Origin of the sequence: Arthrobacter sp. NPDC080073 (assembly GCF_040686575.1) — a bacterium.
Classification (GTDB): Bacteria; Actinomycetota; Actinomycetes; order Actinomycetales; family Micrococcaceae; genus Arthrobacter.
Genome location: NZ_JBFBKR010000003.1, coordinates 1 through 22168 on the forward strand (window position 1 = coordinate 1; position 22168 = coordinate 22168).

General features: G+C 63.4%; 20 protein-coding genes and 1 pseudogene. 10 read left to right on the top strand and 11 right to left on the bottom strand.

Translation table 11 applies throughout. The features are described 5' to 3' along the window. The 3 genes and pseudogenes from AB0O52_RS04230 to AB0O52_RS04240 form a co-directional block, all read left to right on the top strand. Positions 1-519, top strand: a pseudogene (locus AB0O52_RS04230) (DUF3417 domain-containing protein); the annotation flags it as partial. Positions 520-657: 138 nt separating this feature from the next. After that, positions 658-1761: a Gfo/Idh/MocA family oxidoreductase gene (locus AB0O52_RS04235; protein WP_364533847.1), complete on the top strand. Its 1104-nt coding sequence runs from the start codon at positions 658-660 to the stop codon at positions 1759-1761. Continuing rightward, on the top strand, positions 1761-2510 hold the full coding sequence (locus tag AB0O52_RS04240; protein ID WP_364533850.1) for a ThuA domain-containing protein: 750 nt from the start codon (positions 1761-1763) through the stop codon (positions 2508-2510). The genes AB0O52_RS04235 and AB0O52_RS04240 overlap by 1 nt, the downstream gene beginning before the upstream one ends. Here AB0O52_RS04240 and AB0O52_RS04245 read toward each other — a convergent pair. The 8 genes from AB0O52_RS04245 to AB0O52_RS04280 all read right to left on the bottom strand — a co-directional run bounded on the left by AB0O52_RS04245 (position 2503) and on the right by AB0O52_RS04280 (position 14608). After that, on the bottom strand, positions 2503-5934 hold the full coding sequence (locus AB0O52_RS04245) for an error-prone DNA polymerase (RefSeq protein WP_364533853.1): 3432 nt from the start codon (positions 5932-5934) through the stop codon (positions 2503-2505). The two genes, AB0O52_RS04240 and AB0O52_RS04245, sit on opposite strands and share 8 nt — an antisense overlap. Before the next feature lie 41 nt (positions 5935-5975). Then, positions 5976-7592 carry a DNA polymerase Y family protein gene (locus AB0O52_RS04250; RefSeq protein WP_364533856.1) on the bottom strand — a complete coding sequence of 539 codons (1617 nt, stop codon included), beginning with the start codon at positions 7590-7592 and terminating at the stop codon, positions 5976-5978. Then, a complete protein-coding gene (locus tag AB0O52_RS04255) occupies positions 7589-8245 on the bottom strand; it encodes a hypothetical protein (protein WP_364533859.1) in 657 nt (218 codons plus the stop codon). Before AB0O52_RS04255 ends, AB0O52_RS04250 begins: the two co-directional genes overlap by 4 nt. A 76-nt stretch (positions 8246-8321) precedes the next feature. Next, entirely contained in the window at positions 8322-10154 is a 1833-nt protein-coding gene (locus tag AB0O52_RS04260; RefSeq protein WP_364533862.1) for an ABC transporter permease subunit, read from the bottom strand. Continuing rightward, on the bottom strand, positions 10154-11680 hold the full coding sequence (locus AB0O52_RS04265) for an ABC transporter substrate-binding protein (RefSeq protein WP_364533865.1): 1527 nt from the start codon (positions 11678-11680) through the stop codon (positions 10154-10156). Before AB0O52_RS04265 ends, AB0O52_RS04260 begins: the two co-directional genes overlap by 1 nt. A gap of 35 nt (positions 11681-11715) precedes the next feature. Then, positions 11716-12987 carry an MFS transporter gene (locus AB0O52_RS04270; RefSeq protein ID WP_364533868.1) on the bottom strand — a complete coding sequence of 424 codons (1272 nt, stop codon included), beginning with the start codon at positions 12985-12987 and terminating at the stop codon, positions 11716-11718. Beyond that, positions 12984-13772: a dipeptide/oligopeptide/nickel ABC transporter ATP-binding protein gene (locus tag AB0O52_RS04275; RefSeq protein WP_364533871.1), complete on the bottom strand. Its 789-nt coding sequence runs from the start codon at positions 13770-13772 to the stop codon at positions 12984-12986. Before AB0O52_RS04275 ends, AB0O52_RS04270 begins: the two co-directional genes overlap by 4 nt. An 8-nt stretch (positions 13773-13780) precedes the next feature. Further along, the gene (locus AB0O52_RS04280; protein ID WP_364533874.1) at positions 13781-14608 is read right to left on the bottom strand and encodes an ABC transporter ATP-binding protein; all 828 of its coding nucleotides are present in this window, start codon (positions 14606-14608) and stop codon (positions 13781-13783) included. Positions 14609-14742: 134 nt separating this feature from the next. Here AB0O52_RS04280 and AB0O52_RS04285 point away from each other — a divergent pair, with 134 nt between their 5' ends. Next, on the top strand, positions 14743-15531 hold the full coding sequence (locus AB0O52_RS04285) for an alpha/beta hydrolase (RefSeq protein WP_364533877.1): 789 nt from the start codon (positions 14743-14745) through the stop codon (positions 15529-15531). A gap of 7 nt (positions 15532-15538) precedes the next feature. Here the strand turns inward: AB0O52_RS04285 and AB0O52_RS04290 are convergent, their stop codons facing one another. Further along, positions 15539-16384, bottom strand: coding sequence for a phosphotransferase (locus AB0O52_RS04290; RefSeq protein ID WP_364533880.1), 846 nt, complete (start codon positions 16382-16384; stop codon positions 15539-15541). Positions 16385-16390: 6 nt separating this feature from the next. On the opposite strand from AB0O52_RS04290, the gene AB0O52_RS04295 reads away from it, so the two are divergent. The 3 genes from AB0O52_RS04295 to AB0O52_RS04305 all read left to right on the top strand — a co-directional run bounded on the left by AB0O52_RS04295 (position 16391) and on the right by AB0O52_RS04305 (position 17040). Then, positions 16391-16576 carry a hypothetical protein gene (locus AB0O52_RS04295; protein WP_364533883.1) on the top strand — a complete coding sequence of 62 codons (186 nt, stop codon included), beginning with the start codon at positions 16391-16393 and terminating at the stop codon, positions 16574-16576. Continuing rightward, complete coding sequence (locus AB0O52_RS04300) at positions 16576-16809, top strand: hypothetical protein (RefSeq protein WP_364534788.1); 234 nt, start codon at positions 16576-16578, stop codon at positions 16807-16809. The genes AB0O52_RS04295 and AB0O52_RS04300 overlap by 1 nt, the downstream gene beginning before the upstream one ends. Before the next feature lie 87 nt (positions 16810-16896). After that, positions 16897-17040, top strand: coding sequence for a hypothetical protein (locus AB0O52_RS04305; protein WP_364533886.1), 144 nt, complete (start codon positions 16897-16899; stop codon positions 17038-17040). Between the two features lie 97 nt (positions 17041-17137). On the opposite strand, the gene AB0O52_RS04310 is transcribed toward AB0O52_RS04305, so the two are convergent. Beyond that, the gene (locus AB0O52_RS04310) at positions 17138-17899 is read right to left on the bottom strand and encodes a hypothetical protein (protein ID WP_364533889.1); all 762 of its coding nucleotides are present in this window, start codon (positions 17897-17899) and stop codon (positions 17138-17140) included. A 262-nt stretch (positions 17900-18161) separates the two neighbouring features. Between AB0O52_RS04310 and AB0O52_RS04315 the strand changes: the two genes are divergently transcribed. Beyond that, complete coding sequence (locus tag AB0O52_RS04315) at positions 18162-18689, top strand: hypothetical protein (protein WP_364533892.1); 528 nt, start codon at positions 18162-18164, stop codon at positions 18687-18689. Positions 18690-19165: 476 nt separating this feature from the next. Here the strand turns inward: AB0O52_RS04315 and AB0O52_RS04320 are convergent, their stop codons facing one another. After that, positions 19166-20254 (bottom strand): LacI family DNA-binding transcriptional regulator, encoded by a 1089-nt coding sequence (locus AB0O52_RS04320; protein ID WP_364533894.1) that lies wholly within the window; start codon positions 20252-20254, stop codon positions 19166-19168. A gap of 210 nt (positions 20255-20464) precedes the next feature. Here AB0O52_RS04320 and AB0O52_RS04325 point away from each other — a divergent pair, with 210 nt between their 5' ends. Together AB0O52_RS04325 and AB0O52_RS04330 are read left to right on the top strand one after the other, a co-directional pair. Further along, positions 20465-20944: a hypothetical protein gene (locus AB0O52_RS04325; RefSeq protein ID WP_364533897.1), complete on the top strand. Its 480-nt coding sequence runs from the start codon at positions 20465-20467 to the stop codon at positions 20942-20944. Between the two features lie 47 nt (positions 20945-20991). After that, a complete protein-coding gene (locus tag AB0O52_RS04330; protein WP_364533900.1) occupies positions 20992-22152 on the top strand; it encodes a substrate-binding domain-containing protein in 1161 nt (386 codons plus the stop codon). Positions 22153-22168 lie beyond the last annotated feature (16 nt).

The following is a 22168-nucleotide window of genomic DNA, read 5'->3' on the forward strand; positions in this document are numbered from 1 at the left end:
TCGATGATCAAGCACACCCTGGCCCACCTCGGCCCGGCAGTCTCGGCCGACCGCATGCTCCAGGACTACGTCAACACCCTCTACCGCCCCGCAGCCGTCGCCGGCAGGCAGGCGGGAACGGCATCGTTCAAGGAAGCGAAGGAACTCGCGGCCTGGATCACGAAGGTCCGCAGCGCCTGGCCGCAGCTGAGCGTGGAACACGTCGATTCCATCGGTGTCTCCGAAGAACCGCAGATCGGAGACACCCTCCAGGTCAACGCCTACATCGCCCTCCAGGAACTCACGCCCGAGGACGTGTCGGTTGAAGTGGCATATGGCCGGGCCCAGGACGGAGACGAACTGGAGGATGTCGCCTTGGTCGAGCTGACCGAAACGGAGGACCTCGGAAACGGGCGCCACCTGTTCACCGGTTCCATCCTGATCAACCGCTCCGGTTCCTTCGGCTACACCGTCCGGGTCTTCCCGAAGCACCCCTCCCTGGCCTCGAAGGCCGAACTGGGACTGATCGCCAACGCCTGATGGAACGCACCCCCGCTGCAGCCCAAGCAGCGGGGGTGCGTTCCAAAAGTCGAAGCGCCTAACCGGTTGACGCTGTCTGAGGCCCATGAAAGCGTATTTATCGGCCCTAACCGAGATACGTGAAAAGACAGGAATTCCGTGGGCATTCAGCAGCAAGCAGCGCCGGCCCGACTCAAAGTGGGCGTTGTGGGCATCGGATGGGCTGGCCAACAGCACCTTAAGGCTTACAGCAGCATCGAAGGCGTGGATATCGTCTCCGTCGCCGGGATGGAAGAAGACCTCCTCGCCCGGATGAAGCAGGAATACGGCATTCCGCATGCTTTCGCCCGTTGGGAAGACATGATCGGGCTGGAAGGCCTGGATGCAATCAGCGTCGCCGTTCCGACCTTCCTGCACGCGCCGATTTCCATAGCGGCGCTGGAGCGTGGGCTGCATGTGCTGAGCGAAAAGCCATTGGCGCGCAACGGTGACGAGGGACGAGCCATGGTCGAGGCGGCCCGGAAGGCCGGCCGCGTCCTGGACGTTGCGTTCAACCACCGCCGCCGCGGCGACGTTCAAAAACTCAAGAGCATCATCGACGACGGCGGACTCGGACGTCCGTACTACGCCAAGGCCTCCTGGCTGCGCCGCGCCGGAATCCCTACCCTCGGCAGCTGGTTCACCAATCCCGAGCTGTCCGGCGGCGGTCCGCTGGCCGACATCGGAGTCCACGTGCTGGACTACTCGCTCCACCTGTTGGGCGAGCCCAAGGTCCTGTCCGTCTCCGCGCAGACACACTCGGAGCTTGGTCCTCAGGGCCGTGGCGGCAACGCCCGGTACACCGCTGGGCCCGCGAGCCACAAATTCGAAGTAGAGGACTTCGCCTCTGCCTTCATCCGGCTCGAAGGCGGCGGCACCCTGATCCTCGAAGCGGGTTGGGCGAGCTACCGCGAGATGGACGACCTCCTCGACTTCACGGTCTACGGGACCGACGGCGGTGCCGAACTGCGCGCCGTCGGGGCGCCGCTGCAGCCGGTCGGCAGCTTGAAGATCTTCACGGAGAAAGACGGCGAAAACGCCGACTACGAGCCCGAAGCCCTCCCCGGCCTTGCCCACCAGGCCGTCGTCGACGACTTCATTGCCGCGATCCGCGGCGGGGAGACGGTCTGGGGACAACACGACGGATCGCTCGCCCTGAGCCGGGCCCTTATCCTTGATGCCTGCTACAAGTCCGCCCTCGAACAGCGCGAAGTGGTGCTCTGATGACCGACAAGAAACTGAAGATCGTCGTCTGGAACGAAGCCGTCCACGAGTCGCGCAACGATCCGGACACCATGGCGGAGATGTACCCGGACGGCATCCACGGTGCCATTGCCGCCGGCCTGCGGGGCTTCTTCCCGGATGCCGGAATATCGACGGCGACCCTCGCCGATCCCGAACACGGGCTGGACGAGGAAACCTTGGCTGCCACCGACGTCCTGCTCTGGTGGGGGCACATAGCGCACCACGAGGTGGGCGATGAAGTGGTGGAACGCGTCCAACGGCATGTTTTGGGCGGGATGGGCCTCGTGGTGCTGCACTCAGGGCATTTCGCGAAGATCTTCACCCGGCTGCTGGGTACAACGTGTTCGCTCAAATGGCGCAACGACGGCGAACGCGAGCTCGTGTGGACGGTCAAGCCATCGCACCCGATCGCCGCCGGCGTCGAAAGCCCCATTCTGATCCCCAAACAGGAGATGTACGGCGAGCTCTTCGACATCCCGGAGCCGGACGACTTGATCTTCATCAGCTCCTTCGAAGGCGGCGAGGTGTTCCGCTCCGGCGTGACGTTCTCCCGTGGCAAGGGGCGGATCTTCTACTTCAGCCCGGGCGACCAGGAGTACCCCGTCTACCACCAACCGCAGATCCAGAGGGTCATCGCCAACGGCGTGGGCTGGGTCGCGCAGCCCGAACAGTTCCGGGACACCCCGGCAGTGACCAACCCGGCCCGGGCCTGGTTTCCGGCTACCTGAAATCGCGGGAATTGGACTTCACTGTCAGGACCAAGGGTTCCAGCTTGTCCGCCACGAGATTGGTGACTCCTTCCGGCGATCGTTCAAGGAAACCCCGGACGATCAGTGCGGATGATTCCCGGGCCACGCGGCGATGCCTCTTCCAGAGGCCAACGCTGCAGATGACGTTCAGGATGCCGCTCTCGTCCTCCAGATTGACGAAGGTGATCCCTTGCGCGGTCTGGGGGCGTTGGCGGTGGGTCACGACCCCGGCCACTTCAACACGCGTACCGGACTCGACCCGGGAAAGCCGGTCCACCCGCAGCACCCCTCTGGAATCCAGGTCCCCGCGGGCATGGCGCATCGGGTGGTCATCGGTACTGATTCCTGTGGCCCACATGTCGTAGGCAACATTTTCCAGGGGGGAGAGCTCGGGCAGCAACGGCGGCTGGACGGCGACGTGGGTCCCTGGCAATTGTCCTTCCCGCTCAAGCGCGGCATCGCCGGCCTGCCACAGTGCTTCGCGGCGGTTCATCCCCAGCGAATCGAGCGCGCCGGCCGACGCGAGTGCCTCGAGCTGGTCCGCGCTGAGATTCGCCCGGCGGGACAGATCCGCCATGTCCCGGTAGGCGCCATGCTCCTCACGCTCGGCGACGATCCGCTTCGCCACCTCGGCCCCGATGGACGTGACGCCGTCGAGCCCCAACCGCACCGCATGTGAGCCGTCCCGCCGGTGCAGGTGGTCCTCGCGTGGTTGATCCTGCTGGAAGAGGCCGATCTCCGGCTGGTGGAAGTCCAGGCAGGAATCCATGCCGCCCACCTGGCCCGCCTCGGCCGTTGTGGCCTCGTCGAGCACTTCGAGGGTCGCCTCGGCAAGGGAATGCAGTACATCCGGGCGCAGTACGTGGACCCCGTGCCTGCGGGCATCCGCCACGAGGGTTTGCGGGGAGTAAAAACCCATGGGTTGTGCCCGAAGGAGGGACGCGAGGAAAGCGCCCGGATAGTGCAGCTTCAGCCACGAGCTCGCGTAGACCAACACTGCGAAGCTCAAGGAATGGGACTCCGCGAAACCGAAGTTCGCAAAGGCCTGGATCTTGGCGTAGATGGCGTCGGCGTCGTCCTTGCTGATCCCGTTGGCCGCCATCCCCGCATAGAGCTTGGCCTCCAGCGACTCGATCTTCTCCCGGCCCCGTTTGGAGCCCATCGCGCGGCGGAGCAGGTCCGCATCCTCGGCGGTGCAGCCACCCACGGCAACCGCCATCTGCATCAACTGCTCCTGGAACAAGGGCACACCCAAGGTCCGCTTAAGCACGGGCTCCAGCAATGGATGCAGGTACGTGACCTTTTCCGTGCCTGCACGGCGCCGGATGTACGGGTGGACGGCACCGCCTTGGACAGGACCCGGGCGGATCAGCGCGATTTCGACCACCAGATCGTAGAATTCCCTCGGCTTCAGCCTCGGCAGCGTGCTGATCTGGGCCCGTGATTCCACTTGGAACACCCCGATCGAGTCGGCCCGGCAGAGCATGTCGTAGACGGCCTGTTCTTCCCGCGGGATGGTCTCGATGGTCCAGCGCTCACCGAAGTGCTTGTCGATCAAATCAAAGGAGTACTGCAGGGCGGCCAGCATGCCGAGGCCGAGAAGGTCGAACTTGACCAGGCCCATCCATTCGCAATCGTCCTTGTCCCATTGCAGGACCGTGCGGTTTTCCATCCGGGCACGCTCGATGGGTACCACCTCGCCAACAGGCCGTTCGGTGAGGACCATGCCGCCGGAGTGGATGCCCAGGTGCCGGGGGAAGCCGAGTATCTGATCGGCAAGGTCCAGGACCGGGCCCGGGATGTTATTGGTCTTGCCTTCGCTGAGGTCTCCCCAGTGGTCGAGCCGCTTGGACCAGGCGTCCTGCTGGCCCTGGCTGTAGCCGAGCGCCTTGGCTATGTCCCTGACGGCGTTCTTCGGTCTGTAACTGATGACATTCGCTACCTGGGCCGCGTTGAACCGTCCGTACTTGCGGTAGACGTATTGGATGACTTCTTCCCGCCGGTCAGAGTCGAAATCGACGTCGATGTCCGGTTCTTCCTCGCGCAGGCTGGAGAGGAAACGCTCAAACGGAAGGTTGTAGAAGATACTGTCGACGGCGGTGATCCCCAGCGCGTAACAGACGGCCGAGTTCGCCGCGGAACCCCGGCCTTGGCAGAGGATGCCGCGGGAACGGGCGAACTTCACAATGTCGTGCACAATCAGGAAATAGCCGGGGAAGTTCTTCGCCTCGATCACTGCGAGTTCCTGTTCGATCCGGCGATGGACCCGTTCGTCGGCGCCCGGATATTTGTTCCTGACGCCTTCTTCGACAAGTTGCCGCAGCCAGGTGATAAGGCTGTGCCCTGCCGGAACATCAAGCTTGGGGAGCTTCGGGCGGGCGGCCCGTAACTGGAACGCCAGCTCGTCAGCGATCTCGACAGTCCGTTCCACCGCGCCGGGGTAGCGGGCGAACCGCGCCGCCATCTCGGAACCGCTCCGCAGATGGGCGCCGCTGCTTGCGGGCAGCCACCCGTCTAGTTCCTCCAGGCTGCGGCGTGCCCGGACAGCCGCCATGGCCGTTGCCAGCGGGTATCCCTCCGGGGACGCATAGTGGACGGCGTTGCTGGCGATGAAAGGTATGCCCGCCCGGTCGGCAATACGGACGAGGGCGTCGTTGTGGCTGCTGTCGAGGGGATTCCCGTGATCGAAGAGCTCCACCACCACGTTTTCCCGCCCGAATCTCTCGATCAACCCCTCCACCTCAAGGGCGGCGGCTTGCTCGCCGTCGCTAAGGAGGGCCCTCCGGACCGAGCCTTTGCGGCATCCGGTCAGCACCAGGCAGTGGTCCCTCAGGGAATGCGCCAGCGCATCGAGGTCGTAGATGGGATGGCCTTTCTCGGCATCGGCAGCCAGATGCGCGGACGTCATCGCCCCTGCCAAGCGGTGGTAGCCCTCTTCCTTGCGGGCGAGGACGAGCAAATGGTCACCTTCGGGGTCGGCTTCCCCTTGCTGGGGTTTGCTGAGTCCGAGGGACAGCTCAGCGCCGAACACTGTCTTCAGCTCGTAGGCTTCGGCGGCCTCCGCCATCCGCACGATCCCGTAGAAGCCGTCGTGATCGGTCAGCGCGAGGGCATGGATGCCCAGCCGGACCGCCTCCTCAACCAGTTTCTCGGGTGAGGAGGCGCCGTCCAGGAAGCTGTAGTGCGAATGCGCATGCAGTTCGGCATAAGGCACGACGGCGGCACCCGCCCTGGACGCGACCCTTGCGGGATCGAGGGGGACCGGGCGGTATGGCCCGCGTTTCCTTGACCAGGCGGGGCTGTCACCGCCGTCTCCTGTGGCCTTGCCGATCTCCGGCACTCGCCGGTCCGACAGTGTGCGTTCGAACTCCGACCATGGGATTGACGGGTTGTTCCAAGCCATCTTTGTCTTCCTGACTAAAAGTTCGGTGTTCGACCGGGTGTTCAGTCGTAGCGGGCCTCGGCCCACCAGTTCTGCTCGTCCAGGAGAAGGAGCCAGGCCTCTCCGTTGCCGTCCACAAGCTGGAACCGGTCAGCTTCAAGGCGGTGGTCGGCGTCCCACCATCGCTGTTTCAGCGGCCAGGGTCCTGCCCACTGAGCTACGAGTCGTCGTCGTGCAGGGTCTCCGCCGGGACAGAACCACATAGGCGGGGCCATCAATCCGCCTCGATGGTCTGTGCGGACTTTTTCCTTGTCCGCATCAAGAAGCAGGACAGGGATGAGGGAAGCGAATACCGTGGCGGGCTGCGGGTCTGGAATCCGGCCGGGCCACGGCCTGGAGGCCAGGGCGGCCGTTCCCGCGGGCAACGCATCTCCCCAAGGAACCAAGCGGCGCCGCTCGGCCAGCAAGCGACCTCCGGAGATCGCAGGCACTACTACGGCTTCATGTCCCAGCATGCTTTGGATCCGGCTGAGTCCATGATGAATCTGTTCCTCGGCTCCGTCTCCAAAGAGCGCCCGCCCGTGATGGGCGATGGAGTCCACCCGGACGGGGACGAACTCGACCCGAGTGACAGGTGACGACAGCCCGCCGCGAGCCATGCCGCCGTCGTGCGTCCCGCCGTCGGGCATTCTGCTCTGGGCAACAGGCTGTGACTGAAGCTGCCAACGCACCCTGTCCACGACGTCGCTGGCCGTGAAGTGGCGGGGGTGGCCCCACGTCCGCTCGGAGCGGCTTCCTGCCTCGTCGGTGATCAGGACCCTCAGCTCCGTGCAGACCAGGCCTTCCGTCTGCACCCCGGCCACGAAGGCGTCTGCCGTGGCCCGGAGCTGGAAGGCGAGTTGGTCAACCCGGTCCAGGCCGGGTTCGAATTCCACCCGTTGATCCAGTTTCCGCGGCGGAGTCCGGGGGACCACTTTGCGAGGATCCTGTCCGCTTGCCAAGGCGTGCGCAGTGATTCCGGCAGCCCCGAAACGGGCCCGGACATCTGCGGCAGGGAGATTGGCGAAATTCCCCAAGGTGAGGATGCCAAGGCGTTTGAGCAAGGAAGCCAGCTTCGGCTGGCCTAGTACCCCCACAGGAAATGGAGCCAGGAAATCCCGGGAAGAACCCGGCGGGAGGACAAGAACGGCAGAGAGTTCGCTTGTGCTCCGGGCTGCTTGCTCGGCGGCGAACACGGAATCGGCGATCCCCACCCGGGCTTCCACGCCGAGGCTGTCCGCCGATTCCAGCACGGCACCTGCGGCCGCTTCTTCTCCGCCGTAATATCGGGCGGCACCCTTGGCCCGGATAGCGCACAGGCCGGGGCGGAGCACTTCCACGCCAGGAGTCCGTTCCTCGAGGGAGGAGACCACAGGCTCGAATTCCCTCGCATCGCGCACAGGATCAACGGCACATACCACCAGCTCAGGACAACGGGTCTGCGCCTCCCTCAGCCGCAGGCCCCGGACCACTCCCTCGGCCCGGGCTTCCGCGGAGCAAGCAGCTATGACGCCTTGGCCTATGACTGCCGCGGGTACATCAGGCGGGAGGGCGTCTGCCAAGCGGGCGGCGACAAGGGGCCAATCCGGGAACCAGGTCACCAACGCGCGCACCGGGGTTTCAAGCTGAAACAGCATCATGCTCCCATCCGATGCCGGGACAGATCTACCGGACCGCTGTCCGCAAGGTCCACGGAGGCCCTGCGGGAACTGCCCCGCAGGGCGACTTCGAGCTCAAGCTCCTGCTTGGCGAGATGTCCGTGCCCCTGTCCGAGCCCTGCCCACTCGTATCCATTCACCTGCAAGACGGCTTCACTTTGCGCCCATGGTCCCAGGACAAGGAGGACGGAACTCCGCTCCCGGAGCCTGGCTCCCAAGCGGGCAGCCTCGGCGGGTGCGATTCTTTCCGGAGCACGGGCGAGCACCACCGAGAGAACATCCGCCATGGCGGCGATCACCGGCGTCCAGCTGCTCCCGGGGTCAGGCACCAGCACCAGCCGGTCGAGCGCAATGCCGAAACCTGCTGCCGCCTCGACGCCGAAGTCAGGCAGCCCTGCTACCCCGCACCATGAGCCATTGCGTGACGGACCTGCCATCAATGCCATGGCCAGCGACATGGATCCCTGTATGGAGTACGCCGCTCCCGGGCGCAGTCCTCCCGGGAGGAGCCTGCTGAGCGAGGGGAGTACGGGCAGGGATCTTTCGCTTCCCCGTTTGCCCTGCATGAGGTGGATCTGCGCCTGTAAGTCATCGCGCAGCGAAGCCGGCGAGGCGGAAGACAGGCGAGGTGACATGCTTCAATTTTCGAACATATATTCGAATGAGTCAATTGCCCGGAATCCCGCTTCGAGGGTTGGCCTCCTCAACGATCTACTGCTTTTGACCCAGGTTCCCGGTTCCCGCCGCGTGGTTCCGGGAGGGCACGCCAGTTTCGGGGGCGAAACTGGTCGGTTGTTGAGGGCTGCCCTCACTCATTGACCCCTGCGAGCGCGACCACGCCACGCTCGACAGTGAAACCGCCAGGATCGAGGCGAGGATCAACGCCGACGCCGGAGCGGCAACGGCCCAGGGGGCACGCTCCACGTAGTTGATTCCCTCGGCAAGGATAAGGCCCCACTCCGGCGAGGGCTGATGGGGGCCGAGTCCGAGGAACCCCAAGGCAGCCAAGGCGAGTGCGATCCCCGGTATCCGCAGCATCGAATGCCTGAACACCGGGCCGACGACGGCCGGGAGGATATAGCGCCAGAGGATGCGGACCCTTCCCACGCCCAGGACCGGAAGGATCTTCACGTGGGGCTGCGCCCTGGCTTCCAGCGCCAAGGCCGCTGTGTGGGCGGCCAGGGGTGCCCAGCTGACCAGGGTGACGGCTATCGCCGCACCTTCGGCCGAAGGCCCGGTCATCACGGCAACGATCAGGCCGGCCAGGATGGGCGGAGCGGCGTTGGCTACCTCAAGGGGACCGGTCGCGGCGAGCGGGAAGAGCCCGACGACAATCCCGATCACAAGGCAAGCCAGCACCACGAGCAAAGCCGTTCCCAACGTTGACACGGCACCGTGTCCTACCCGCGCCAGGAGGTCCCGTCCGCTGGCATCGGCCCCGAAGGGCAGTTCGAAGCCCGGGCCTGCAAGCCGCGCATATCTTGAGGTGAATGGATCGCGAAGCAAGCCCGCGACGACGATGAGCAGCAACGCTCCCGCCGCAACGAGCGGAACGGTGGCATCCCGCCGTCGTGAACTTCCCGGCGGGTCCGGAACCGGAAGTGTCCCCGAGCGCAGTGCCGCTCCCAACAGAAGGTATCGGGCCCCGGCGCTCAGGGAACCTGCCCCGATGGCCAGCATCAGGAGGGCCAGTACTCCCGCCTGCAGCGCCGGTATGTCCTGGGCGCTTGCCGCGCCCAGGACCGCACGGCCCAAACCTGGAATCGCGAAGACCTTCTCCACTGCGACGGCCCCGCCGGTGAGGCCAATGAGGACAAGCCCGATCTGGCTCGTCACCGATGGCAGGGCCCGGCGGAGCACCGCCGCGGTGAGCCTGGCGCGGCTGGCTCCGGCCATGGCCCACGTGGCCACCCATTTTTCGGCGAACGCCAGGCTGATGGCGTCGGCAAGCAGCCGCCCGATGAGGCCGCCGGCGGGCAGGCCAAGGGAGAGGGTCGGCAATACCGCGTGGTCCAGGCCCTGCCAGCCATAGGGCGGGAACCAGCCCAGCCATACCGCACCGATGATAAGGAGCATCGCTGCCAAAAGGAACTCGGGGAGGGCAGTCATGGCCGCCGCCACGACGCCGGAGCCTCGCCCGGGATTCCCGGCCAGCCCGCGCATCACGGAAGGAACGCACAGTGCGGTGGACACCACCGTTGCAACGGCCACCGCGCACGCCATCAGGGTGACGGAGACTCCGAGGGTTTCCACGGTGCCGGGGCCAACAGGCGTATTGGTGATCCAGGAATTTCCCATATCCCCACGCAAAAGGCCTCCGGCCCAGTCGAGGAAGATGTGCACTGGTCCTCGATCGAGTCCGAGCTCAGCGCGGATCATGCCCAACGTTTCATCAGTCGCTTCCCGGTCGGCGTACCGCGCCCGCAGGATGGTGTATTCCGGCCTTTGCCCCGAAAGCCATGGCAAGAGCCCGATCAGCACGACGATGGCGAAGAGTGCCACGGCCCGGGAAGCCGCGGTCTTGATGAACGCCGGGGCCCACATCAGTCAGTGATTCCTGTCTTGCTGGTGATCAGTGCGCGCTCGCGGGGATCACGTTCCACGTTGCGGATCCTGGCTGATTCGCCTTGGATGACGCGTTCGTGCAGCAGCGGCACGGCCGCATCCTTGGAGAGGATCAGCGCCTCGGCGGCGGCAATGGCCGCCCGGCGCTCCGGGCCCGCCGGAATGGCTGCGGCCTTGCTCAGTGCTGCGTCCACCTCTGCATCGCAGAATTGGGAGATATTGAAGGAGCCTTTGCAGGAGAAGTCGCTGAACATGTAGGCGACGGGGTCGCCGGAGTCGAGGACCGTGGCCCGGGACAGGATGAACGCGTCGAACCTTCCGGCAAGGGCGTCTGCCTCGATGTGCTGGTACTCGCGCACTTCCTGGTCCACGATGAAGCCTGCGGCTTCGAGCTGCTGCTCAAGCTGCACGGCAACTTCAGGCAATTCTGCCCGGTCCGTGAACGTGCCGAGTTTGATACGGCGGCCATTGGCGGGGGCTGCTTCCGCGCGCCTCTTCAGGGTTTCGACGTATGTGGTGTTTTGCCGCTCCTTGGCGGCCCAGGGGAGAGCCGGACCCAGAAGGCCTTCGGCGATGTCCGCGCGTCCCTCGTAGACCCGGTCGACAATGGTGTCCCGTTCCACCGAGCTGCGTGCCGTTGCCCGGACAGCCGGATCCGCAAAGGGACCCGCCTTGGTGTTCAAATAGAGGGTATTGGTGCGGGGCATGGGGACTTCATGAATCAGCTCCGCCTTGATCTGAGAGACCTGCCCGACGGGAATGGCCTCCACGACATCGGCAGTTCCGGTCCTCAGCGCGGCCGCGCGCGCCGTACCGTCGGGAACGTATTGGACGTCGACGCCGCCGCTCGCCGCCTTCTCGCCCCAATAGTCAGCGAAGCGGTTGAGTGTTGCCGAGCTGGTGCCGTCCGCGGACGCAAGGACATAGGGGCCCGTTCCGGCGTTGATGGGGCTCACGACCCCGCCGGGCTTGTAGGCGGACGCGGCAAGGATGGAAAGCTGCGGGCTGGAAAGCCGCTGCGGAACCAGGGGGTCGTCCGTTTGGGTGGTCACGACGACGGCGTTCCCGCCGTCCGTGCGGACGCTCAGCTGGACGCCGTCGAGGATCCGCGGCCTGGGCTTTGCGTTGGCCGCAGCTGTCAACGATGCTGCCACTTGCTCGGCCGTCAGAGGCGTCCCGTCATGGAATTTCACGCCTGGGCGGAGTTCGAAGCGCCAGTTCTTGCTGTCCAGTTGCTTCCAGGCTGTTGAAAGCGATGGCTGGGCATCGCCGAGGGCATCCAGGACAATCAGTGTCTCGGCGGTCTTCCAACGTGAGAGTTTGAAGGCGTCGTCGCTCAGGGGAGTGAGTCCTGAACGGGGTGGCTGCAGCATGGCTACTTTGATTCGGGAATCAGTACTGCTGGTAGCTGGAGTGTTGCCCTGGGCGAAGCAAGCGGTCAGTGCTGCGGCCATCGCGGAGGAGGCGAGTATCGCGGCAATAGCCTTTGAACGTGGAATAGCCATGGATGGGGTGCCTGTCTTTTGTGGGTGCGAGTGGATTAGACGGAGTGGAGTTGTTGCGGCCGCGGCGCCGGGGCCGGTGCCGGAAGGAAACGGCCAATGAGAACCGCGGACGTTATGGCGAAGATTGCCGATATCAGCCAGGGAGTGGCCGCGGCAGCGGATGGTGTGGCGGCCTGTTCATAGAAGGGTGCCAGGAGGACATTGCCGAGGAGAACCATCGTTCCGCCGCAGCTGGCGAGCAGGCCATAGTACGCGCCGGTGGGGCGTTCCGAGGCAAAATCGAGGACCAGATCCATGGCAACGGGTCCCACGCACATGTGTCCGAGGACGAGCGCGGTGACCAGCAGGAACGCCGGCAGTGCAGGAAAAGCGGCAGGCGGGGGAAAGGCGGCCATGGCTGCGATAGCGACGAACCCCAAGGCCTGAACGGCAAATCCCGCAGCGAGCGCGACACCGGCCCCCGTCCGTTTCGTGAGCCTGGCGATGGGCCACTGCAGGGCGATGGTCACAATGGATGCGTAGGCGAAAATCGCCGAAAGCGCACCCGAACCCGCATCGCTTCGTTCCAGCTCGATGGGTAGCCCGAAGTAGAGCTGGTTGTAGGCAAAGAGGTTGACGCTATAGAAGGCCGCGAATGAGACGAAGCGCTTCTTCCTGAGGCAGGACCAAGCGTCCGACGCCGGTGCGTCCGCCGCGTGTCCGGCGGACGTCTTGACCGCACCCGCGTTTGTCGCTGGAAGGAAGGCTGCGAAGACCACAGCCATCACGGCGAAGATGCCCGCCCCGACGAGCAAGGCAGTGTCGAAGCCGGTCCCGAGCAGGACGGAGCCCAGCAAGGGACCTGCTACGGCCCCGATTTCTCCGAAAATGACCAGCAGCGCAAAAACAGTGGTTTTGTGGGGCTGAATGGCGGCGCGTCGTTCTTCGGCCGCGCCGACGAGGCTGTCCAAAGCGGGTGAGAAGAGGGCACCACCCACCCCTGTGATGACAGCCCCCAGGAGGAAAAGGGGGAAGTCCGAAGCCCAGAGCAACAGAAGGTACCCGGAAATCCTGGCCAGGCATCCGGCGATCATCACGGGCCGGGCTCCCCAACGATCCGCGGCAGCACCGCCCATGAGGAACAATCCTTGCTGGGCGAAGGTCCGGGCGCCGAGGACGATTCCCACCATCATTGCACCCATGCCAAAGTCCTCGCGCATCGATACCGCCAAGAAGGGGACAACCGAGTAGAAGCCAAGGTTGAAGATGAGCTGGCTGGCCAGCAGGAGCCGGGGCGAGGGCTCCGCGCGCGGGATCACATCCTTCATGGCCTTTCCTTTCCCTTGTACAAGTTCAGCCGGGGGATGGCGGTTACGAGCTCTTTGGCTTCCCGGGTCCTTGGGTTGGCGTACACGGCCGCGGTGGGTCCTTGTTCCACCACGCGTCCCCCGGAGAGGACCAGGGTTTGAGGGCACAGGCGGGCTACCGCGGCCAGGTCGTGGGAGACGAACAGGAGCCCCAGCCCGTCCCGATGGACCAGCTGTTCCATGAGCTCCAGGACCGTATTCCTGAGGGGAAGATCGAGTCCGCTGACCGGCTCGTCTGCCAGAAGGATGCTCGGCGCGGGGACCAGGGCCCGTGCAATGGCCACGCGTTGCTTTTGCCCGCCGGAGAGTTCACGGGGCCGGCGCATCAGCATGCCCGGATCGAGATCGACCCGCTGCAGGGCATCCACGATCATCCCGCGGTGGTCTCCGTCGATGCGCAGTTGCCTCAGGGGTTCCAGGAGGAGGCGCTCCACGCTCATGGCCGGGTCAAGGCTCGCGGACGGATTCTGCGGGATATATTGCACCGCCCGGCGGTACCACCTCAAGGACGATGCCGGGCCGGGCACAACCGGGGAGCCATTGAAAGCGACGGTTCCGGCATCCGGCTTCTCCAAAGCAAGCAAGATCCGCAGGAGCGTAGATTTTCCGGCGCCCGAGGCGCCCACGAGCCCGATGCTGTCGCCGGCGGCGATGCTGAGGGAAACGTCCCGCAAGGCGGCCCGGGCTGACCGTTGCTTCAGGAGCCCTCTGCCCGGGTAGCGCAGACCCAGCTTGTCGGCGCTCAACACCGCATTCATGCCGTTGCTTCCGAGGGCGCGGTGGCTTCCGAGGGGAGGGAACCGAAGCCGGCATGGGCGGCTTCCACCAACTGCTTCGTGTATGGGTGCCTGGGCCGCTCCAGGAGCGACTGCATCGGTCCCTCCTCGACGATCCGGCCGGAACCCAGGACAAGGGCCTGGTGGCAAAAGGCCGCAGCCACGGCGAGGTCGTGTGTAATGAACAACATCGCGGCGGCTGTGGATTGCTCGGCTATGGAATGGGAGGATTCCGAATACAAGGACAACGCATCGAGGACCTTGGCCTGACTGACCATGTCCAGTGCGGTGGTGGGTTCATCCGCCACGAGGACGGTGCTGCGGCAGGCCAGGGCGAGAGCGATGCAGACCCGCTGCAGCTGGCCGCCCGACAATTCGCCGCTGAAGCTTTCCATGGTCCGTTCGGCTTCCTCTATTCCCACCGACACGAGGAGTTCAAGTGCCTGTTGCCGTGCCGCGGGCACGGAAAGGCCGGCATCACGTAGCGGGATCTCAAGCTGTTTGCCCAGGCGTACCAAGGGATTGAGCGAGGACATCGGGTCCTGATGGATTGCGGTGATCCCCGCGCGCCTGCTTCGCCTCTTGGACAACGGCACGTCTACTCCGTTGATCTGCAACCGTCCGGAAGCACTCATCGCGGCTGGAAGCTGTCCCAGGAGGGCGGCCGCGGTCAGGGACTTGCCGGACCCCGAGGCTCCGAGTAGGGCCAGTCTTTGACCCCGGTCAAGAGCGAAGCTGACTCCGTCAATGAGGGCGCGTCCCCGGAGGGACACCCTCAGGTCTTGAACCAGGAGGGCAGGGTGCATGGGGAACTTTCGGATAGGAGCGATGAATGAGCATTGATGCTATCAATAATCATTCTCATTAATCGAATTGTTGAGGCGCGTTGAGTTCTTCAATCCCTTGCCAAGTAGCTACAGCCGGCAGTTAGGGTGGGGACGTGGACTTTGAGCACGGCTACGCGGACAACGGCCCCTTGCGGATGTATTACGAGGTTCATGGCAAACGCCGGCTGGACCGCCCGCCCTTGTTATTGATCCATGGCGGCGGTTCCACGATCGAGTCGAACTTCCGGGAGCTCATCCCGCTGCTGACCGGGACGAGGCAAGTCATCGCCGTCGAAGAGGAAGGTCATGGCCGCACGGCGCCGATCGACCGCCCCCTCACCGCCGAAAACTCAGCCGCAGACGTCGCGGCTGTCCTTCGTCAGCTGGACGTGCCGTTGGTGGATGTGCTCGGCTTCAGTGCCGGCGGCCACACCGCGCTCGCCTTGGCCATGGAACATCCTGGGGTGGTACGAAAGTTGATCATCGCGTCGTCGATGGCCGCACCCGATGGCATGGTGGATGGCTTCTGGGATGGGCTCCAAAACGCCACCTCCGCAGACATGCCCGAGGTCTACCGGGAGGCCGACCGCAAGCTCAATCCGGACCCGCAACACCTTGAGAAACTCTTTGTCCTGGACAGCCAGCGAATGCTGACGTTTCCCGGATGGTCCGACGAGCAATTGGGCTCCATCACGGCCTCGACCCTCGTGTTGCTCGCCGACCGTGACGTGATCAAGCCCGAGCACGGGGTGCAGATGGTGCGGGCCATCCCGGGGAGCCGGCTGATGATCGTGCCGGGAAACCACGGAGACTACCTTGGGGAGCAAGCAGCCAGCGACGGCGATCTGCGGACGATGCGTGCCACGCTTCCCTTTATCCTGCGTCACCTCGACGAGGTGTAGAGGCCGCTCAGGTTATTGCGGCGTGGAGAACTTCGGCGTTTTCGGCCAGCCACGCCTGGCGGCGAAGAATCTTGTCACCGACGCCTTCGTCCCACATCCTCTTCCAGCCGCCGCCCAGGGTGAGCGCCCTGTGCCGCATCAAATGCCAGGAACGGTCGGCCCCGTTCCTGGCCACCTCAACTACCTTGGCGCGATCAATTGGACCCAGGCCATAGGCGTCCACCAGCACGGCACCGCGGGAGGCGGCGTCGGCCTTGCGCATCACCGGATCGCGGTCGGCGTCGGGCATCCAGGCGCCCCACCAGAGGAGCAAGTTCGCGACTTCTTCCGCCCGGGTTGCGGGGCGCAGCAAATCGAAGTCGATCAGGGCGACGGCGGTACCTTGCCGGAAGACGACATTCTCCGGGGTGATGTCCATGTGGGCGAGGAATGTCGCCGGTCCCGCAATCGAGCCCGGGCACCCCTGCGGATCGGCGTCCTCGCCCGTGCGTGCCCAGCCGGGTATGCCGAGGGGTTGCACGGCGTCATCGTAGCTGCGCACCAAGCGGGCGACGCTGACGGCGCTCGATTCATCGGCGACCCAGCTTGGCCAGGGGCGGCCGGCCGTGTCGCCTGGAACGAAACTCAGGGTGTCCCTGCCGCTTCCGTCGATGCCCAGGAAGCGGGGTGCTCCCCGGAATCCGGCCGATTGCAGGTAGTCCAAGAGGCGGCGGACCCGCTGCGAAGCATCGCTTACAGGGCGCCGCACCGTGTCGCCCACCCGGACGAGCCCCTCCGTCACGTCCCCGCCGAGCAGCGGAACGGCAGGTTCCGGCCGCCCCGGCTCGACGTACGGACGGGTATCTGTAGTCACCGTCCGATGCTGCCACGGCCGGGGCGGTGGCGCCAGCCGGCGCTGGCGAAAGGACAGGTCTGTAAGTCCACAGACGGCAACGGCAACGTCACCAGCTTCACCTACGGGGCCCTAGGGATGCCCACCACCATCACCATGCCCTCTCCGCTCGGCGCCATCACCAACGTGTACGACGACGCGCGTCCCGGCTGATCACCTCCACCGACGGCAAAGGCCAGGTCACCCATTACGACTATGACGACAACGACCGGCTGATCCAGGTCGACAAAGGCGTCAACTGCGCCACAAACTGCATCACCTACACCTATGACACCGTGGGAAACCTGACCCAGCGCGAGGACGACTCCGGGATCACCACTTACGGTTTCGATGCGCAGAACCAAGTCCAAGACCATCGGCGGCGTGACCACCTCGGTCACGTATGACGGAGCCTCAAATGTTCTGACTTCGGTCGACCCGACCGGGACCGTTACCTAGTCAACGGCACCAAGGACGCGGCACTGCGCAAGACCGTGACCACCGAAACCGGAGCCGTCACCACATACGGCTACGACGAAGTCAACCGCCTCACCTCCGCCGTCACGGAGTCCACCACTGAAACCTGGACCTATGACAAAGACGTGAACCGGAGTTCAAGCAGATCCTTGACGCCCTGATCAATGGTTCCGCTGAAGTGTACGCGCTCCGAGGAAGAGTTCAGGTCTCTGTTGATCTATGCACTTCATAACCACGGGCGGCGGTGCGTGCTTTGGTTCATGCAGAAACCAGCGGCAGGAGGACCTCATCGCGCACATAGTTATAAAGTTCGTCACAGAGGCCCCAGATATGCGCTCCACCGCAGAATTCATCCTCGGCCAACCGGACCGTAGTTGTGTGCATGCCGCCTGCTCTGGCAGCTTCATGCAAGTCCTCCTTTGCCACTGTGATCCTCTGCGGTTCCGTGGTATGAAGCGAAACTGAATATCGGTTCGTCTCTGGCGTAATGGCGACGTCATGGCTCTCTAAAGGAAAGAACGCCACGCTGCTGTACCCCACAAGGTTGGCGACGTGAAGTACCCGATGCTTGTCGATGTTGTCGAGTTCGTTCAGTTTCCACAAAGGATGCTGCTGATAATCACTGCCTAGGTTATGGGGCTGGATCCGTTGAAGAACCTCCAGGCGGGGCATCGAGATTCCACCTTTAATGTCCACTATCCCCGGCTTCGCGCGAGCAAGGATAGGAAAGGTAGTTCCTCCTGGGCCGTCGATTGGAATGCCGCCATTCTCGTTAACCATGATTCGAGCGAGATGGTCCAATGCCGACCTCAGGTTGTGGAGAAAATCGCCGAATGACAAGGCGATACGTTGCGGGGGCGGAACGTGAGACGCTGTCACAAGATACGAAGATGTAGACATGTCTGTTTCCACCGAAATTTGGTAGGGATCAGATTGCAGATATTCCAAAATCTGCTGCCGCGTTTCTTCCAGATGTCGTAAAGCGCGTTGCATCTTCAATGCAGGTCCGGGTAACTGCATGCTTACGCTCCCCAGGTAGCTCACGGTCCTTAAATCTGCCAGGACACTCTGTTGACCTTGGACACGGCCCTGTCTCCCTTAGTCAAGGCTAGCTTGAGGTCTGTTGTGCCGACGCCATCGCCGCACCGCTCAGAGTCGATCGACTCCATTGGCGGCCCACCGGAAGAGTTTTCGACCATGGCCGGACCCTGAGAACGGAACTGTAGGCTCAGAGCGAGGCAGCATGTCTGGCCCTTGGGCTAGCTGAACGATGGAGGCACTTTTGATCAACAGCCGAAGTTTTGACTTAGATTCTGTGCGGGAGAACGAGGATCGCATCTTCGAACACATCGGAAGGTTCACAGTTCTTGCTGCCCATGTCGATCAAAAGTTGTCGGTTCTCCTTGCATGGATGACCGGGGCCGCCGATCGGAAAGCAGCGCAGCGGATCTTTGAAGGCGAACAGGTCAGTACCAAAGTGCGCTTACTAAAGCGTGCCCTCCCCGATGATTGGCCCGACAAGAAGCGGTTGCTCGTTGCCGTGGACACTATCCAGAAGTATCGCAATAGCTTGACACATTCGACGGTACATTCATTGCTTACTGTCGAGACCGGCGACGTCAACTACGTCAAGAAACGTGAGTATCAAGGGGGACAAATTGACGTTATCGATTTGGCCGAACTCAAGACCCGGGAACTTCGCGTATCGATGCTCGATGCTTCGTTGCTGACGCTGACCGGGACGTTCCTGTGTAATCACGACATTCGTGATGTTGACTTGAGGACACTGTGCTTTTCAGGTGAGACATAATCCCACGCCCGAAAATCTGGCAGCACTAGAGGGTATCCTCCCTACCCCACCAGGGACGGTTAGAGATTGACTTACGGCTGGAAAATCTTTGCCTGCCATAAGGAACATCCACCTGCCGTTCCCTCAGACGCCCAATGCCCCGGAGCAAGGACCGAACCGGAATTGTCAGGTTGGAATTTCAGAGCCTGACTAGCGGTTGTCAGTAAAACCGGGTTTGGACCCTATTCTGACGGCCTCGCGGTGGAAATCTGACGTCAGGTTGGGGTGTACTTCAACCTGATGCTTGATCAGCTGCAACGGGCGTTCATCGCACCAAGATTTTCCTCTTCCCGCAGCGACTATCTGGTTCCCGGTGTCAAAGGGAATCCAGTAATCGGCGCCGAGTGGTCTGCACTTCGGACTGCTTCAGTCGTGGGTCGTGCTCCAGTGAGACGGCAACAAACAGGACTGCGTCTGCAATTTTGTTTCGGGGAGTATCAAGCGTTTTTTGGCGAATCGCGGTGATGGACGGTGGCGCGGGCGGCGCTGTCGCGCACGATGAGGGTCGGCGCTGTCGGCGTGCGGTCCACTTCGCGCCCCTCCATGGCGCCGATAAGCACTTCGGTGCTCATGAGTGCCAGTGCCGTGAAGTCCTGGCGCACCGTGGTTAGCGGAGGCAGGAAAAAGTCTGACCCTTCGATGTCGTCGAATCCAACGACACTGACATCATCGGGGACGCGGACGCCGCTCTCGGCGAACGCGCGGATAAGTCCGAGGGCGGTATGGTCGCTCGCGGCGAAGATCGCCTGGGGAATTCTCCCTTCGCGGACGAGTTGGAGCCCGGCTTCGTAGGCCCATCGCGGACTCCAGTCACCTTCGATGCACAGCCCTGGTTCCAGGCCGGCCTCGCGGAGAGCGGCCTCCCAGCCGCGTTTGCGCACCCGCCCATCGAACCAGTCCATGGAGCCAGCGAAGTGTGCGATGTCGGTGTGGCCCAGGTCTATAAGATGCTGGGTGGCAAGCCTCGCTCCGAGCTCCTGATTTTCTGAGTACGTGAAAACATTTGGAGTTGACGACGCGCCGGCCGCGATCATCTCCACTGGTACACGGCATGTGGCGTTCCACACTGCCGCCGCCATCTCGACGAGAGGAGCGATGACGATAATCCCTCCTACGCCAGTATCGTCCAGACTGTCGAGGGCGGCCTGAACGGAATCTTCGTAGGGTTTTTGGACGCTGATCACCGTTGTGGCGTAGCCCTTGTTCCGCGCAACGTTCTCCAGTGCCAAGAGCGTTCCGACAGGACCGAAACGCGGGGAGCCGTCCGACAGTATGCCAATGGAGGTCGACCGACTGGTGACCAGCGCGGTGGCTGCGCGGTTCCGGCGGTAGCCGATGTCCTTGATGACTTGGAGGACCCGTTCACGGGTCGAGGCGCTGACATCGGGGGCGTTGTTGAGGACTCTCGAAACCGTCCCGAACGAGACGCCTGCAAGTTGGGCAACATCGTTGATGGTCGGTTTCCGGCGCAGCGGAGCGTCGGTAGCCCAGCCATTGTCCTCGCGGGGGATCGCCATGCCTGTCATGCTCTCTCCTGTCTTGCATTCTGCGGTCCGAGCCGAGGGCGGTTTTGTGCGCCCTCCATCTTACGTCGCCAGCCCCTCCTCGGACTGCGCATCGACTCCTACTGTGATGCTTGACACTGGTCACCGTGAACGTTTACGATTTCTAGCGTAAACGTTCACGGTAGGTTCGTAAACGTTCACAAAATGAGTACTTGAATGGAGAGGAGCGGGATGAGCGACACTACCGACGCGCTTTTGCTCGACCCGCGCGTTGGCCGTCGAAACATCGACCAGGTCCAGTGGGCAAATCTGGTACTGCTCCTGGCGGACGCTGCACGTGATGATCTCGCAGTCGCTGTCCGCACCTTCGTTTCGGCTGGCTCCTCGGCTGTCATCGGCGTATTCGATGACAACTTCCTGTGGACAAGCTTGGTCGTTTCTGTCGACCAGGCCGGGGCTCCCGAGTCGCTGTCGACCATTGACGGCTCGGTCGCTGAGGCGGCCGGCGACCTGACAACGGCCGCGGGTGAGGCGGTGAAATGGGTACAAGCCCATTACGGGCCGTGCTCCCTGGGGCTCTTCGTCGCCAAAGAACACGCAGAGGCCCTCGTTAGGGCTTCAGATAAGGCTGCTGCTGTCCGCACAGCCTCCGCCGCCGGTGGACTCGTCCTCTCACCGGTGCCCACTTCCCTCGCCATTGCCCTGGCCTGACCCCAACCATCCACCCACCTATCCCTCAGACAAAGCACTGGAGAACAATGATGATCCGCAGGCTTCCCTTTGTGGCCTTGGCCGCAGCCCTGTCAATTTCCGTCGCTTCCTGTAGCAACTCGACCTCGGGCAGCTCAAACGCTCCTGATACCGGCGTGTCCGAGAAAGCCCAGCAGGCCCTCGACAAGATCAAGGGACAAGTCCTGAGCAAGGGCCCCAACGGCGAGACGCCATCCCCGGCATCGACAGCAGATCTCACGCCCGAAGAGATTGCCAAGATCAAGGCGCTCAATGCCAAGGCTGCAATCGTGATGCACTACGGCGGCAACGACTGGGCCACCGCGCAGACCAACGGCCTCAAGAGCGAATTCGAAAAGCTCGGCATCAAAGTCATCGCAACAACTGACGCAAACTTCAAGCCGGACAAGCAGGTGTCGGACATCGAGACCGTGATGACGCAGAACCCAAACATCATTGTTTCCATCCCCACTGACCCCGTGGCCACCGCCTCGGCCTACAAGAAGGCAGCAGCCGCCGGAACGAAGCTCGTCTTCATGGACAACATTCCGCAGGGGCTGACAGCCGGCAAGGACTACGTTTCCGTGGTTTCTGCCGACAACTACGGCAACGGTGTCGTCGCCGCACACCAGATGGCCAAGGCCCTCGGCGGCAAAGGCAAGATCGGCGTCATCTTCCACCAGGCCGATTTCTTCGTGACCAAGCAGCGCTACCAGGGCTTCAAGGAAACGATCACAAAGGACTACCCGGACATCCAGATCGTCGAAGAAAAAGGCATCGCCGGCCCCGACTTCGCAGGTGATGCCCAGGCAGCTGCCAACGCCATGCTAAGCAAGCACGCCGACCTCAACGGAATCTGGGCAGTGTGGGACGTCCCCGCAGAAGGTGTCATGGCCGCAGCCCGCGCCGCAGGCCGCCAGGACCTCAAGATCGCCACCGAGGACCTCGGTAAGAACGTTGCCATTGCCTTGGCCAAAGACCAGCTCGTCGTTGGGCTCGGCGCCCAGGTTCCTTTCGACCAAGGAGTCACGGAGGCCCGGCTGGCTGCAGGCGCACTGATCGGCAAGAACGCACCCGCTTATGTGGCCTTGAGCGCTGTCCCGGTCGACCACTCCAACGTCCTGGAAGCCTGGAAGCAGGTCTACCACGAGGACGCTCCGAAGGACATTCAAGAGTCCTACAAGAAGTAGCCAGACCCGGCGGTGC